At 73.5% G+C, this 15,649-nt stretch carries 11 protein-coding genes; 4 read left to right on the top strand and 7 right to left on the bottom strand.

Going from position 1 to position 15,649, the window contains the following annotated elements; all coding sequences use genetic code 11:
* Positions 1-573, top strand: a 573-nt coding sequence (locus tag PT931_RS35820; protein ID WP_456250170.1) for a tetratricopeptide repeat protein, incomplete at its 5' end; no start/stop codon positions are given.
* Positions 574-710: 137 nt separating this feature from the next.
* Here the strand turns inward: PT931_RS35820 and PT931_RS35815 are convergent.
* Entirely contained in the window at positions 711-1,733 is a 1,023-nt protein-coding gene (locus tag PT931_RS35815; RefSeq protein WP_456250169.1) for a DUF6879 family protein, read from the bottom strand.
* Positions 1,730-2,671, bottom strand: coding sequence for an SCO2521 family protein (locus PT931_RS35810; RefSeq protein WP_456250168.1), 942 nt, complete (start codon positions 2,669-2,671; stop codon positions 1,730-1,732). The genes PT931_RS35815 and PT931_RS35810 overlap by 4 nt, the downstream gene beginning before the upstream one ends.
* Positions 2,672-2,824: 153 nt before the next feature.
* Between PT931_RS35810 and PT931_RS35805 the strand changes: the two genes are divergently transcribed.
* Positions 2,825-3,784: an FAD-dependent oxidoreductase gene (locus PT931_RS35805; RefSeq protein WP_456250167.1), complete on the top strand. Its 960-nt coding sequence runs from the start codon at positions 2,825-2,827 to the stop codon at positions 3,782-3,784.
* Between the two features lie 142 nt (positions 3,785-3,926).
* Here PT931_RS35805 and PT931_RS35800 read toward each other — a convergent pair whose 3' ends face one another.
* The 4 genes from PT931_RS35800 to PT931_RS35785 form a co-directional block, all read right to left on the bottom strand.
* Positions 3,927-5,603, bottom strand: a complete 1,677-nt coding sequence (locus PT931_RS35800; protein ID WP_456250166.1) for an aminotransferase class V-fold PLP-dependent enzyme — start codon at positions 5,601-5,603, stop codon at positions 3,927-3,929.
* 165 nt (positions 5,604-5,768) lie between these two features.
* A complete protein-coding gene (locus tag PT931_RS35795; RefSeq protein ID WP_456250165.1) occupies positions 5,769-6,485 on the bottom strand; it encodes a hypothetical protein in 717 nt (238 codons plus the stop codon).
* A 574-nt stretch (positions 6,486-7,059) separates the two neighbouring features.
* On the bottom strand, positions 7,060-8,214 hold the full coding sequence (locus tag PT931_RS35790) for a damage-control phosphatase ARMT1 family protein (protein ID WP_456250164.1): 1,155 nt from the start codon (positions 8,212-8,214) through the stop codon (positions 7,060-7,062).
* Positions 8,201-11,218 (bottom strand): glycine--tRNA ligase, encoded by a 3,018-nt coding sequence (locus tag PT931_RS35785; protein WP_456250163.1) that lies wholly within the window; start codon positions 11,216-11,218, stop codon positions 8,201-8,203. Before PT931_RS35785 ends, PT931_RS35790 begins: the two co-directional genes overlap by 14 nt.
* Positions 11,219-11,432: 214 nt before the next feature.
* Between PT931_RS35785 and PT931_RS35780 the strand changes: the two genes are divergently transcribed.
* Together PT931_RS35780 and PT931_RS35775 are read left to right on the top strand one after the other, a co-directional pair.
* Positions 11,433-12,731: a SigE family RNA polymerase sigma factor gene (locus PT931_RS35780; RefSeq protein ID WP_456250162.1), complete on the top strand. Its 1,299-nt coding sequence runs from the start codon at positions 11,433-11,435 to the stop codon at positions 12,729-12,731.
* 246 nt (positions 12,732-12,977) lie between these two features.
* A complete protein-coding gene (locus PT931_RS35775) occupies positions 12,978-14,273 on the top strand; it encodes a trypsin-like peptidase domain-containing protein (RefSeq protein WP_456250161.1) in 1,296 nt (431 codons plus the stop codon).
* A 67-nt stretch (positions 14,274-14,340) separates the two neighbouring features.
* Here PT931_RS35775 and PT931_RS35770 read toward each other — a convergent pair whose 3' ends face one another.
* Positions 14,341-15,366, bottom strand: coding sequence for a M4 family metallopeptidase (locus PT931_RS35770; protein WP_456250160.1), 1,026 nt, complete (start codon positions 15,364-15,366; stop codon positions 14,341-14,343).
* Positions 15,367-15,649 lie beyond the last annotated feature (283 nt).

Here is a 15,649-nt window from a genome sequence, read left to right as displayed (position 1 = left end):
CACCGAGCACGCGCTGACGCGTACCTGCACCGCGCCGCCCTGCGCGACGATCCCGCGCTGGCGCTCGCCGACCTGGGGCGGGTGCTGGCGATCGACCCCGGGCACGTCGACGCGCTGACCAACCGGGCGAACCTGCGGGTCGAGCTGGGCGACCTCGACGGGGCCGAGGCCGACGCACGGGCCGGGCTGGCCCTGGCGCCCCGGGAGCCGCTGCTGCTGTGCACCCTGGGGCTGGTCGTGTCCGAGCGCGGCGACCTGGCCGGCGCGGACCGGTTGCTCAGCCGGGCGCTGGAGCACGATCCGGACCTGGTGGCGGCATGGACGAACCGGGCGGCCGTCCGGTTCGAGGCCGGCGGGCTGGACGCGGCGGCCGAGGACCTGGACCGGGCCGTCGGCCTGACGGACGACCCCGTGGTCCGGTACAACCGAGGCCTGGCTCTTCAGGGTCTGCGCAGGTGGGCCGATGCCATGGCGGACTTCGCCGCGGTGCTCGCCGATCCGCGGGTGGACGGGGAGCTCGCGGCCGAGGCGCACGAACAGTGGGAGGCCTGCCGCGCCGGTGTCCCGGCTTAGACACGACGCGGGTCCCCGGAAGCCGCCGGGCCCGTCCCCCGGCCCTGACACCGCGGGACCGCGGCGGACAGCCGGGCCGCCGCGCACCACGGTCGGGTGGCGCCACCCGCCCTGTCGCGGCACGCCCGGCCACCGGTTCAGGGCGTGAAGGCCCGGCCCGCGTGCCACAGCGCCTCGAACCGGGAGACCCGGTCGGCGACCCGTGCGGGCAACAGCACCAGCTGGGTACGCACGATGCTCGGCGGCTCGCCGTCGAACTGCGGGGTGGGCTGCACCTCGTAGCTCAGCGCCTCGTCGAACAGGCAGAAGTCGAACAGGTCGCGCCGGGGGATGGCGATCTCGGCCTCCGGGTCGAGCACCCGCACCTCGATGCCGAAGTCGTGCTGGACCCGGAACACGGCCTCCAGGTGCGCCCCGCTGTTGGTCTCCGGCCGCCCGGCGAGGACGAACAGCCGGCGCACCCGCACGCCGCGCACGACGGCCCCCCGCTGCGCTGTCAGGTACCGGTGCCCGAGTTCGCTCTCCCACAGCCCGCCCGCGACGTCCACGCCGGTGATGCTGACCGCGTCGATGCTCTGCCGGGCGTTGCGGGCGAGGCCGAGCAACCAGTCCCGGTCCTCGCCGTCGTAGCTCGCCTCCCGGCCGCCACCCAGGTCCTCGAGGAAGTCGGAGAACCGGGTAATCTCAGTCTGCGCGAAGCCCTTGACCAGGTCGGGCAGGTCGGGTTCGAGCTGGGCCGCGCGCTGGACGAGCTGGGTGACCGCGTCGGTGCGCAGGTGCGAGGCGTCGACCCGGCCGAACAGCCGGGTGGCCTCGTCGATCTGGCCGAACCGCTTCTCGATCAGCGCCTCGACGCGTTCGTCGTGCCGGGCCTGGGACCGCTGCACGGTCTGGCTGTGCTCGCGCAGCGCGGACTCCACGGCGTCGGCGTGCCGGGCGTGGGCGGCCTGCACCGCGCGCAGCCGGTTGTCGACGTCGATGAGGAACCGCACGACGAGGGTCACGCCGCCGACGAACACCGACAGGGTCACGCCCCAGATCCCGGGCTGCTTCGCGAGGAGGGTCAGCAGGTACGCGGCGCCGCCGGCCAGGACGGAGAGGACGAACTGCCGCGGTACCTTCAGGCGGGTGTCGGACAGGAGGAACTGGAAGAGTTTCACGGCGTCACCACCGACTCCCGGGCGAGGAGGGTGACCGTGGCCATCGCCAGCTGGTCGCGGACCCGGCCGACCGAGGTGTGCCACTGCCGGCTCAGGCCCGGTCGCCGCTCCAGGGCCTCCCACACGTCGAGCACCCGGTCGTCGAGCCGGGCGGCGGGCATCCACAGGTGCAGCAGCGTGTCGACGGCGGGGCGCAGCCGGCCCAGGGTGCGGGCCCAGGAGCGGCCGCCGATGTCGGCCCGTTCGATGAGGCCGAGCAGGGTACTCAACAGCCAGTCGTGCAGGGCCAGGTCCTCGCACAGTTCGACCACGGCGGGGATCTCCTCGGGCGGACCGGTGAGCAGCAGCGTGCGTAGGCCATCCTTCTCCACGGTGAGCTCGATGCGCCGGACCCCGTCGGCGCCCGGTGCGACCAGCGCCCACCGCAGCCGGGTACGCGGCGTGTTGAACGGCCGGACCCCGTCCAGCAGCGGCGAGAGCTGGATGTCGTCCATCAGACCGGTGGCGATGCCGCCGAGGTCGAGGGTCCCCGGGGCCCGGGCCGGAGACAGGAAACCGGGAACGAGGTCCCCGGCGGCCCAGGCTCCCCGGCGTTCGAGGACGCCGGGTCTCGCCAGGTAGTGCGACCACGGCAGTCGGCGGCCGGTGGCGGCGGGCTCGATGACGGCCCGGGTGGACACCTGGAGCACGTGGCCGCCGGTGATCAGCGCCCGGGACACCGTCGTGCCGACGGCGGGGGCCCGCCTGCCGGACCGGGTGGCCAGCGGGCAGTCCACCCCGGTGAGCACGTCCGGGGACACCGCGTGCGCGATCGGCCGGGCGCGGCGGCGGACCCGTTCGCCGGGCACGACGGCCAGCACCCGGGAGACGTCGTCCGGCGGCAGGCTGGCGGAGTGTTGCAGGAGTCCGGTGTGCACCTCTCCCACGGTCAGGACCACGGAACCTCCTCGGTGTGCGCGTTGCCGGACGCCGTCGTGACGGCCCGCGCAATGGGGGCGACCCTCGGTGACTACCACTGTAGACAGTTCCCGCACCCCATTCATCGACCCACGTCGGGACGTAGCAGCCGTCGGAACCGCTAGTGTCGGGGTATGCGCAGACCTCGGGCGATCGTCATCGGGGCGGGCGTCTCCGGCCTGACCACAGCGGTGTGCCTGGCCGAGGCCGGCTGGTCCGTCCGGGTGCTCGCCCGCGACACGCCGATGGCCACCTCCTCGGCGTCGGCCGGGGCGATGTGGTGCCCCTACCTGGTGTCCGACCCCCGGGTCGAGTCGTGGAGCCTGGAGTCCCTGCACGTGCTCGAGGAGCTGGCCGACGACCCCGCCACCGGCGTCGCGATGGTGTCCGGCGTGGAGGCCTCCCGGTCCCCGGTCACCCCACCCGGCTGGACGGCGAAGGTGCGCGGCTTCTCCCGGTGCGGGCCCGGGGACCTGCCGGACGGCTTCGTCAGCGGCTGGCGGTCGACGATTCCGGTGCTCGACATGCCGGCGTACCTGCAGTTCCTCTGCCGACGGCTGGACCGGGCGGCGGTCGCCGTCGAGCAGCGCGCGGTGCCCTCGTTCGACGATCCGGACCTGGACGCCCCGGTGATCGTCAACTGCTCCGGGATCGGCGCGCGCGACCTGGTACCCGACGAGAGGCTGGTGCCGATCCGGGGCCAGTTGGTGGTGGTCGGCAACCCGGGGATCCACGAGTTCTTCGCCGACCACGACGAGGACCCCGCCCAGATGACGTACATCCTGCCCCAGGGCGACCGGGTGGTTCTGGGCGGCAGCGCGGAGCGCGGTTGTTCGGACCTGTGGGCGGCCCCGGAGGTGGGCGCGGGCATCCTGGCCCGGTGCATCGCGATCGACCCGCGGCTGGCCGGCGCCACGGTGCTCGGCCACCGCGTGGGGCTGCGGCCGATCCGGGACCGGATCCGGCTGGAGGCGGCCCCGATGGGCACGCGCCGACTGATCCACAACTACGGGCACGGCGGTGCCGGCGTGAGCCTGTCGTGGGGCTGCGCGCGTGCGGTCCTGAGCCTGGCGAACGCGGACACCCTCGACTGACGGGTCAGAGGCGCCTGGGCTGCGCCACGGTCGGCCCGCCCGTGTGCGGTGTCCGGACGTAGCCCTCGGCCGGCGTGGGCAGCGCGGCCACGCAGGCCGCCGAGCAGGCGTTGACCAGCAGGGGCAGGACGTCGGCCCCTTCTCAGCGGTGCACGCTCTCCTCGGACAACTCGAACCAGCACAACCGGGCGAACGCCGGCGAGACCGTACTGACCGGCCCGGCCGGCCCGGGCTCCGGCAGCGCGTCGAACAGCCCGCGCGCGAATTCCAGGTACCCGTCGAGGTCCTGCTCGGAGGCCTTCTCGTGCCGGCGCGGGTACCGCAGCGAGCCGTCCGCCCCGTAGTGCAGGTCCGTGAGCCGCAGCGGGGGTTCGCCGGTGGTCGCGCGGTGCCGCCACCGCCCGGTGTCCGGGTCGAAACTGTACGCGGGCAGCAGCTTCCAGCCGTGCCGGGCCACCAGGGTCACCGCCCCGACGAGGTAGTCGAACACCGTCTCGGACAGGAAGTAGTTGAAGCCGATCCGGACCCAGCCGGGCTTGATCCCGTCGTGGCCGGCGAAGACCTGCTTCTGGAGGAGCCGGTCCTGGCGCCGGTCGATGCCGAGCAGCCGGTGCCCGTACGGGCCGGCGCACGCGCAGCCGCCCCGGGTCTGGATCCCGAACAGGTCGTTGAGGACGGCGACCACGAAGTTGTGGTGCAGGTACCGGCCGCCGGGGCGGTGCAGCCGGAACGACACGATCGACAGCCGCTCGGCGTCGAGGTTGCCGAGCAGTTCGAGGGTGGGCTCCGTCCGCCACGCGGCGATGGCCCGGCCGATGAAGGCGTCCTCGCGGGCCCTGATCAGGGGCACGCCCACGGCCTGTTTGAGGCCGAAGACCAGGCCGGCCCGGATCGACTCCACGATCGCCGGGGTGCCGCCCTCCTCCCGGTGCACCGGATCGGCCAGGTAGTGGTGGCCGTGCTCGGTGACGTAGTCGACGGTGCCGCCGCCCGGTACCGAGGGCACCCGGTTGGCGAGCAGCTCGCGGCGCACGGCCAGGACGCCGGGGGTGCCGGGGCCGCCGGGGAACTTGTGCGGGCTGAGGAAGACCGCGTCCTTGTACGAGCCGCCGGGCCCGTTCATCTCGATCTCCGCGTACGGGCCGGCGGCGGCGAAGTCCCAGAACGACAGCGCCCCGTACGCGTGCAACAGGTCCGCCACCGCCCGGGTGTCGGTGAGGATGCCGGTGACGTTCGAGGCGGCGGAGAAGGAGCCGATCCGCAGCGGCCGGTCGCGGTGCGCGGCCAGTTCCCGCTCCAGGTCGGTGAGGCTGACGTGCCCGTCGGCGTCCTCGGGGATGGGCACCACCTCGGCGATCGACTCCCGCCACGGCAGCTCGTTGGAGTGGTGCTCGTAGGGGCCCACGAACACCACCGGCCGCAGGTCGCGGCGCACGGACCGGGCGAGGTGGAACCGGTCCTCCAGGACCGAGGGCACCCGCAGGCCGAGGATGGTGATCAGCTTGTCGATCGCCCCGGTCGCCCCGGAGCCGGCGAAGATCACGGCGGTGTGCTCGTCGCCGCCGATCGCGCGCGCGATGACCTGCCGGGCGTCCTCGCGGAACCGGGTGGTCTGCAGGCCGGTACCCGACGACTCGGTGTGGGTGTTGCCGTAGTGCGGCAGGACCTCGCGGCGGATGAAGTCCTCGATGAAGCTCAGCGCCCGGCCGGAGGCGGTGTAGTCGGCGTAGGTGATCCGCCGCGGACCGTACGGCCCCCGGATCACCTCGTCGTCGCCGATCACCGATTCCCGGATCCTGGTCAGGAGCGGATTTTCCATGTTGCCCCCGAAATACCGAATTCACCCCGATTCTAGGCGCGCCCATCCCTTCCCGAGGGCTCTCGGCGGGCGGCGAGCAATTCCCGAACCTTCGACGGGTACCGGGGCCGGCGTCCCGAGCCCTGTCGCGCCGCCGCCGTCAGGTCCGGGCCTGGCGCGCCGCCCTCAGGAGCCGGCCGGGGCGCGGGTGAGGTCGCTACTGCTCTCGGCGTCCGCGAGCCGCAGGCTGTCGCCGGAGCAGTCGAACGTCGCGGTGCGGTCGGGCAGCCTGTCCGGCCCCGAGCCCTGGTCCACGTCGTCCAGGTACGCGGTGGAGACCAGCGAGCTGGTGCCGGGCGTCAGCGTCACGGTGCCGTCGGCCACCCGCCAGGAGAAGGTGCTCGAGCCGACGGTCCGGTACTTCACGGACCTCCCGGCGTCCTGCCCCACGTACCAGACCCCGTTCGCCGGCATGGTCACCGTTCCCGTTCCCCCCGCGTCGAACCTCATCAGGTAGCCCTCTCCGAAGAGTCTCAGGACCACGTTCGAGTCCTTCGGGCGGCCTTCGAGGCGGTGGAGTCGCCACGCGCCGGGGAGGCACGCCCCACCGACCAGGGGCCGGTCCACCGGCGCCCGGGGGCTCGGGACGGGAGCCGGTGACGGGGACGGCGCGGGCGGTGCCGTGGTGGCCCCGGCGGTCGGGGCAGCCGACGGTGGCGCCGCGGGCGGGGCGGTGTCCGGGGTGGACCGTCGCAGCCCGGCCGGCGGGGCGGCCGACGACTCGGCGCGCAGGGTGTTCCAGATCGTCACGCCGCCGCCGAGGACCGCCGTGACCACCGCCGCCACGATCACCGACCGGGCGTTGATCACCGCCGCCTGCCGGGCCTCGCCTGGTTCTGCCATCCACCACTCCAGGGTGATCGACTGTCGGGAGACGGCGGCCCTCCGACCGCTCGGCTCTCCATCACAACAGACGGTCGGGGGCGCCTCCCGTTCGTGTCACAAGACGGACACCCGGGCAGGGAACGCCCCGACACGGCCAGACCCGTAGCGCGGATGCGGTCGCGACCTGGCGGCATCGTGGCCCGGCGCGGCGGACGTGTGGCCGGTCCGCGCCCGGCGATCCGGCGACCGGCGTCGTGCCGGGCGGATGGCGGCGGGGACGGTGCGCTGCAGCCGCACCCGTCCTTGTCCCCGCCACCACTCGGTGTCGGGCTGGCTGCCCACCACCACCCGGGCCCCCGCCCGGTACATCCCTATCTTCGTCGCCCGGTATGTCATGGTTGGGCGACAAGTCGGGAAAATGTCAGATCGATCGGGCCGCGCCCACGGGGTCCGGCCGTTCGTCGTCCGCTCTGGATAACGACACGTTCCCGGAAGTTGTCACGCCCTCGGCACGACGGAAGTGCGGCCCCGCTGGCCCCGAACCCGGGTGCGGTCCGGGGCGGCGGGCGCGGGTGCCTGGCCCGGCGACGACCTAGAGGCCCACGACCTGCAGCAATCCGTGCGCGCCGCTGACCCGCCAGTCCTCCCCCGACGCGTCCAGGGCCGCGAGCGTCCCCGGCGCCAGACCCACGACGACCTCACATTTCAGGGTACGCAGCGCCGCCACCGGCCCCGGGAAGTAGCCCACCACGTCCGCGAACGGCGTCAGCGCGGGCCAGTGCGCGTCCCCGACGAGCCGGCGGTAGTTCAGGTCGCCCTTGAACACGGTCAGGCTCGCCGCCCACTCGGCGACCAGGTCCCCGGGCGCGTCGCGGTACCAGCCGGGCGCCCGGTAGTAGTCGTGGGTCCGCAGTGTCCACCGGCCCTCGGCGGCGGCCCGCAGCAACCGGCCGCGCGGCCCCTCCCCCAGCACCGTCAGGCACTCGGCGACGTCGGAGGCCAGGGCGTCGGACACGAAATACGGGTACGGCTTCACGTGCAGCGCCACCCGCTCACTCCGGCCCGTGGCCAGCAGGTGGTCGACGAGCGCCAGGTCCGCGAGCAGTTCGGCGCCCGCGTTGTCGGCGACCAGGCACAGGGAGGCGCCGAGTCCGGCGTCCAGCGCGGCGCACAACGCCGGGGAGTCGTCCGCGACGAGCGCGCCGACGTCGGCCGGGCCGCCGGGCTGGCCGATCCGGAAACCCAGGTCGGCCCGGTTGCCCCACACGGCGGCGACCAGCAGCTCCCGCAGCCCGTCGGTCGCCGGACCCTGGTCGCCCGCCGAGCCGGGGACGGCCCGCTCCGACGTCCGCGCGGCCGCCGCGTCCCGGGCCTCGGCCGATTTCAGGTACGCGAACGGGTCCACGCCCCGCCACGGCCCCGGCGCGAAGTACCCGACGGCGTCGAGGAGCCGGCGGTAGAAGTAGCTCTCGGCGAACAGGAACGGCACGTCGAACCAGGACCGGCCGAAGTACCCCGCGCCCCAGGTCTCCCACCGGTCGGCGTCGGCCGCGTCGGCGGGCAGCCGCCCGACGACCCCGGTGAGCGTCTCGGCGACCAGCGCGTCGAGCGCCCGCCGGGGCCCGGGCCCGTAGGGATGGGCGTCCCGCACGCCGGCGACCAGTCTCGGGTGCCGGTCGTGCAGGACACTCCACGGGAACGACCCGACCACGGCCGGGGTGACCACGGCGGGGTCAGCGGGCGACACGCAGCTCCACCCAGTCGAGGTGCCCGTCCCCGAGCGCCGCGACGGCCGCCACGATCCCGGTCCGCGCCGCGCGCAGCGCCGGGTCCTCGGCCATCACGAGGATGTCGTCGAAGAACCGGTCCACCGCGTCGGGCAGCCCGGCCGACGTCGAGGCCGCGACCAGCCCGGCGAGGTCGACGCCAGGGGTGAGGTCCGCGTGCACCTTGCCGAGGGTGTCGTGCAGGAGCTGCTCGGCGGGCTCGGTGAGCAGCGCGGGGTCGTACGCGGTGGCGGTGCCGGCCGGCACGATCCGGCGGGCGCGCTGCAGGGCGGCGGCGAGGCGCAGGAACGGGTCCTCGCCGGCCACGGCCGTCAGCTGGCCGAGGACGAGCTCCGCGCGGTGCGGGCGGTCGGCGTGCGGGAGGACGGCGCGGACCCGGTCCACCGGGTACCCCTCGTCGAGGAGCTGCTGTTCGAAGCGGCGGGTCAGGAACTCGCCCACGGCGTCGAGCACGGTCACGTCCACCGGCTGGAGCCGGGCGGCGGCGGCCACGGCCTCGGTGAGGGACAGCCCGCCCAGGGCCGGCTGGGACCGGTGCACGCTGATCGCGCCGAGCACGGCACGGCGCAGGGCGTACGGGTCGCTGCTGCCGGTGGGCAGGCCGACGGTGGCGGCGAGGCCGGTGAGCATGTCGAGCTTGGCGGCCAGGGACAGGATCGCGCCGGGTACGCCGGTGGGCAGCGCGTCGCCGGCCTGCCGGGGCAGCTCGGCCTCGAACAGCGCGCGGGCGACGGCCGGGGTCTCACCGGCGGCCGTCGCGTACTCGCGGGCCATGACGCCGGCCAGGCTGGTCATCTCGGTGACCATCTGCGAGCCGAGGTCGAACAGCAGCAGCTCGGCGGCGCGGTCCAGGGTGACCCTGTCCTCGCCGGCGAGGCCCACCGCGTCGGCGAGCACGCCGGCCAGGGCGCGGATCCGGCCGGCCCGGTCGGCCACCGAGCCGAGCTTGTCGGTGAAGGTGAGCTTGTGCAGCTTGGCGGCCATGTCGGCGAGCGGGGTGGCCAGGTCGGCGCGGCGGAAGAAGGCCGCGTCCTCGTACCGGGCGCGCAGGACGCCCTCGTTGCCGGCGCGGACCAGGTCGGGGTCGATCGCCCCGTTGGCCACGACGACGAAGTACGGCAGCAGGGTGCCGTCGGCGGCGCGGACCGGCAGGTACCGCTGGTGCTTGCGCATCACGGCCGTGAGGATCTCCTCGGGGAGCTCCAGGTACGCGGGGTCGAACGCGCCGAGCAGCGGGGTGGGCTGCTCGACGAGGTAGCAGATCTGGTCGAGCAGGGCTGCCTCGGCGGTGAGGTCCACGGTGCCGCCGACGGTCTTGGCGAGGGCGAGCGCGCCCTTGGTGACCAGTTCCCAGCGGGCGTCGGGGTTGAGGACGATCCCGGTGGCGGCGAGCTGCGCGGAGTACGTGTCGGCGGAGGTGATCGCCAGCGTCGGCTCGGCGGAGGTGCGGTGCACCCGGGTGTACCGGTCGGCGGCCAGCGTCGACACGACCACGGGCACGACGTCGGCGCCCCACAGGGCGAGCAGCCAGCGGACCGGCCGGCTGAAGGACAGCGACGGGTCGAGCCAGCGCATGTTGCGGCTGCCCCGCAGGCCGGTGACGACCTCGCCGAGCAGCTCGGCGAGCACGACGGGCGCGGTGCGGCCCGGCTCGTCCTTGACGACCGCGAGGTGCTCGGTGCCGGCGATGTCGACCTTGACCAGGTCCTCGACGGCCACGCCCTGCGAGCGGGCGAAGCCGGCGGCGGCCGGGGTCACGGTGCCGTCGGGCTTGTACGCGGCGGACACCTTCGGCCCCTTCACCGTGCGGGTCGCGTCCTCCTCGGCGGCGGCGACGGCCTCGACGGTGACGACGAGCCGGCGCGGGGTGGCCAGCGCGTACACGGCGCCGTGCGCGAGGCGGGTGCCTGCGAGCTTCTCGGTGACCGTCTTGGCGAGCCAGTCGCGGTTGGCGCGGGCCTCGGCGGGCGGCAGCTCCTCGACGCCGATCTCGAAGACCAGGGTCTGCGGGCCGGTGCCGGCGGACCGGGTCGTCGAGGGGATCGCGTGCCCGGTGGCGGCGGGGGCGGCGGCCAGCGGCGCGGGCTGCGCGACACCGAGCGGGTGGTCCAGCTCGGCCCGGCGCTGTACCCACAGCTTGGCGACCTCGCCGGACATCCGGCGCATCCGCGCGAACTCGGTGGCCCGGTCGCTGGTGGACACCGCGCCCCGGGAGTCGAGGATGTTGAAGGCCTGCGAACACTTCAGGATCAGGGTGTGCGCGGGCACCGGCAGCCCGGCGTCGATCATGCGCTGGGCCTCGTCCGCGTAGTGGCCGAGGAGGGCGCGGGCCGTGTCCACGTCCGCGTCGTCGAGGTAGAACCGGGACATCTCGTACTCGCCCTGGCCGAACACCTCGCCGTAGGAGATGCCGGGGGCGTAGGCGATGTCCTTGAAGTGGGTGACGTTCTGCTGGGCCATCAGGATCCGTTCGATCCCGTAGGTGATCTCCACCGGCACCGGGTCGAGGTTGAGCCCGCCGATCTGCTGGAAGTACGTGAACTGGGTGATCTCCAGCCCGTCGAGCCACACCTCCCAGCCCAGGCCCCACGCGCCGACGGCCGGCTGCGCCCAGTTGTCCTCGACGAAGCGGATGTCGTGAGCGGTGACGTCGACCCCGAGCGCGACGAGCGAGCCCAGGTACAGCTCCTGGGCGTTGCCCGGCTCGGGCTTCAGGATCACCTGGAACTGGGTGTGCGTCTGCAGCCGGTTCGGGTTCTCGCCGTACCGGGCGTCGTCCGGGCGCACGGAGGGCTCGACGTAGGCGACCTTCCACGGCTCGGGACCCAGCACCCGCAGGAACGTCGCCGGGTTGAGGGTGCCCGCGCCGACCTCGGTGTTCATCGGCTGGACCGTGAGGCAGCCCTGCTCGCGCCAGTACTCGGCGAGGCGGGCCAGGGCATCCTGCATGGTCAACGCGGTCACGGGACAAACCTCACAATGGGGTACGGGCGGCGAGCAGCCCTTTCAGCCTAGCCTCGACCGCCGCTCCCCCTCGCCCCCGGTCCACCGGCCGGACCCCGGTGACCCGCGGCCGGGTGGGTGCGGGCCCCGCTGGAAGATTTCCCGGAACCGGTACAACCTCGGCGCGCCCCCGGAGGGTGGTTAGGGTGACGCGAGCGACGAGGGAGCACGGGGCATGACGGGCAGTACCGGATTTGACGAGTACGTGGCGACGCGGTCCCCGAGGCTCCTGCGCCTCGCGTACCTGCTCACCCAGGACCACGCCCTGGCCGAGGACCTGGTGCAGACGGCGCTGGTGAAGTCGTGGCCGGCGTGGGGCCGGATCGCCGACGACCCGGAGCCGTACGTGCGCCGCGTGCTCACCAACACGTTCAACTCGTGGTGGCGGCGGCGGTCGAGGGGGGAACACCCGACGGCCGTCCTGCCCGACCAGCGGTGGACCACCCCGCACGGGGAGGTCGACGACCGCGACGAGGTGTGGCGCGCGTTGGCCCGGCTGCCCCGGCAGCAGCGCGCCGTCCTCGTCCTGCGCTACCTGGAGGACCTCAGCGAGGCCGAGACGGCCGATGCCCTGGGCGTCTCGGTGGGTTCGGTCAAGGGGTACGCGTCGAAGGGTCTGGCGAAGTTGCGCCTGGACCCGGCGCTGCGGCCGTTCCCCGAGCTGGAGATCCCGGTGGGCGGCGACGGGCGGGTGGCCGCGGTGCACGACCGGATCGGGCGGCGGCGCCGGGGCCGGCTGGCGGTGGCCGGGGCGGCGTGCGCGCTGGTGGTGGCGGTGCTGGTCGGCTACGTGCTCGCGCACGGCCGCACCGAGGCCCTGCCGCCGACCGTGCCCTCCCCCACGCCGTCGACCCCGCCCAGCCCGGCGGTCCGGGTCGAGGGCTGGCAGGTCGTCCTGATCGGCAAGGACGAGAGGACCCTCGCCATCGGGTACGCGACCGGCCCGTTCGACGGCGGGTGCCGCGATGCCGTGGGCACGCCCGTCGTGCGGGAGTCCGCGACGACGGTGGTCGTGACCGTGACGCTGGTCGAGGGTGAACGGTGCGGCGCCGGGGAGGTGCGGGTGACCCTGTCGGCGCCGTTGGCCGGCCGCACGGTCGTCGACGGCACGAAGAACACGCCGCAGCCGGTCCTGCCGGAGAGCGCCCTCCCCGTGCCCGGCTCCCCCGCCGACCTGCTTCTCGTGGGCGGTGCCCGGAAGGCGAGCGGCAACGGGGTGACCGCCTCCTACACCCGGCCCGGCGGTCCGGACGTCGTCGTCCGCGCCCTCGCCGGCTTCGGCGAGCCGAAGGGGGCGTTCGTCGCCGACCGGAAGGTCCACGGGCGGGACGCCGTGGTCCGCGGCTGGGGCGGACTGCTGGTCACGTCCTGGACGGAGGGCGGCTGGACCATGGAGGTGCAGGTCACAGCGCGGGAGGGTCTGACGGCGACCATGGCGGAGATGGATCTGGTGCTGGCGGGCCTGCGCTGGTGACCCGGCCGGCCCCTGGGTCCGCGTGGCCGGTCCGCCCGACCGTCCGGGCACCCACCCAACCGGCCCGGCTCGGCGGAAAGACGGTTGTGGCCTCCGTTGGGCGTGGCGCGCGATTTAAGCCACTTTTATACGCCCTTTACGTTCCCCTTGAGGTGTTGATCCCGATACTCCGGACTACGGGTGTGCCGGCCGCTGACCCCAACCACCGGCCGGCACACCGTGTCCCCTCAACGACGTGGAGCCCGCATGTACCGACGAATCGCCACCGGGATCGGGGCCCTGCTCCTCGGCGCGGCCCTGGCCTCTGTCACCGCCGCCCCCGCGCAGGCCGCACCCCAGGCCACCGGGCTGAACGCGACCATCGCGCTGAACAACTGCTCGGCCTCCCTGGTGCGTTTCCCCGGCTCGGTGGACGCCGACCGGGCCCTGATGCTCACGAACGGGCACTGCTACGAGGGCGGCATGCCCGGCGCGGGTGTCGTGCTCCAGAACAAGCCGAGTACCCGGTCCGGCAGCCTGCTCAACGACGCCGGTACCGCGCTGGGCACCGTGAAGGCCGACACGCTGCTGTACGCGACGATGACCGGCACCGACGTCTCCCTGTACCGGCTGACCACCACGTTCGCGTCGATCAAGTCGAGCTACGGCGTGACGGCGATGACGATCAAGGCCGACCACCCGGCGGACGGCATCGCCACGACGATCCCGTCCTCGTACTGGAAGCAGACGTGGAACTGCTCGATCAACGGGTTCGTGCCGACGCTGCGCGAGGACGCGTGGACGATGCGGGACTCGATCCGGTACGACGCCGGGTGCGACACCAAGCACGGCACGTCCGGCTCCCCCATCCTGGACAGCGCCCGCAACGTCGTCGGCATCAACAACACCGGCAACGACGACGGCGAGATGTGCACCATGAACAACCCGTGTGAGGTGGCCGCCGACGGCACCACCACGGCGACCAAGGGCCAGAGCTACGGCCAGCAGACGTACTGGTTCACGACCTGCGTGAACTCCAGCCGCCAGCTCGACCTGACCGTGTCCGGCTGCCTGCTGCCCGGCGCGACCCCCCCGACCGGCAACTGCACGGCCGCCCAGGTCGTCGGGAACGGCGGCTTCGAGTCGACCTCCGCCACCCCGTGGACGGCGTCGACCGGCGTGATCCGGGCCGGTACCACCGCGCAGCCGACCCACGGCGGCACGAAGCTCGCTCTGCTCGGCGGCAAGGGCTCCACCAACACGACCACCGCCTCGCAGTCCGTGACCGTGCCGGCGGGCTGCTCGACCTACACCCTGTCGTACTACCTGCACATCGACACGAAGGAGACCACCAGCACCGTGTACGACAAGCTCACGGTGAAGGTCGGCTCGACCACCCTGGCGACGTACAGCAACGCGAACAAGGCCAGCGGGTACGCGCTGCGGACCCTCGACCTCAAGGCGTACGCCGGCCAGACCGTGACGCTCACGTTCACCGGCACCGAGGACTCCAGCCTCGCGACCAACTTCGTCCTCGACGACGTGGCGCTCAACGTCAGCTGACCCGGCACGGAGGAGGGGCGGGCACCCGCGGGTGTCCGCCCCTCCCGCGCGGGTGGAAACGCGGCGGTCAGGGGCAGGCCACGTCCGTGCCCGGTACGCCGACGGCGACCCAGGACGCGCGCACCGCCCTGTGCTCCACGGAGCACTTGCCGTACAGGTCCGCCGCCGCGGCGAGCGTGCCGGTCCGGGTCGTCCGGTAGTTGGCGGAGCTCGTGAGGTAGTAGTTCAGCGCGCGGTACCAGATCCGGCCGGCGGTGGCCCGGCCGATCCCGGTGACGGCCGGCGCGCCGGCGCACACCGGCGACGTGCCGTACGGGGTGACCCCGGTGCCCTCCGCCAGGGCGAAGAAGGCGTGGTTGCCGACCCCCGAGCCCTGGAACGGCGGGTGGCCCGCGGTCAGGGTCGACCAGCACGTGTCGGAGTACCCGTCGAGTCCCGGGTTGTAGAGGTAGTGGTAGACCGTTCCGGTGCGCTCGCCCTCCGTGTAGTCCGGCGGGTCGGCCGGATGCGCGGCGCCGAACTCGATGAGCGTGCCGAAGACGTCCGACGTGGACTCGTTGAGCGCCCCGGACTCCCCCGACACGCCCAGCCCGATCATCGCCTCGGTGACGGCGTGCACGAGCTCGTGGGCGAGCAGGTCCAGGGGCAGCCCGCCCGAACTGGCGGACTCGACGACGAACTGGCTCCCGTTCCGGTACACCCGGTTGGTGGTGGACATCCGCACGCACGCCACGGTGCCGGCGCCGTTGTTGAGGATCCCCGACCGGGCGTGGTTGACCTTGTAGTAGTCCCAGAACTGGCCGAGCACGTAGTGCACGTCGGCGGCGACGGTCCGGATGTCCGCCGGATTCCGGGTGCCGAACGAGGACGTGGCGCTCCCGATCACCTGCTGGGTCATGCAGTCCGTCGTGCGGGTGTTGCCCCGGAGCGGATCGCGCAGGTAGTAGGTGGCCCCGACGTAGTCGACGCCGAGGGTGGTGTTGTCGTAGTGGTAGCCGTGCCCGACACCGGCGGCCGGCGTCGCCCGGGCGGTGCCCGGCGCGATCAGCAGTGCGGCGACCAGGGCGAGCACGAGCGGGATGGCGCGTCTCACGATAGCTCCCTCCGACACGGATCCTTCGATACTCATCAATGTATCGGGCGGAGGGCGGCCTGAGGGGTGTCGGATCCACGCGGACACCGCGGCGCCGGCGCCGGGTCACGATACCCGGAACGCGGCGGCCGGCGTCGCCACCGCGATGTGACCGTGAGTGTTCAATGATTCCCGGAATGCCGATATCTGTCTGGATTTACACCGTTGCCGAGTGTGAGGACAAGGGTTTCCCCCGTATCGACGGACCACACCCTGCGTGATGCTGATCGGCACCCAGCCCTCG

It is taken from the genome of Longispora urticae (assembly GCF_053902585.1).
This window is presented reverse-complemented; position numbering and strand designations above follow the sequence as displayed.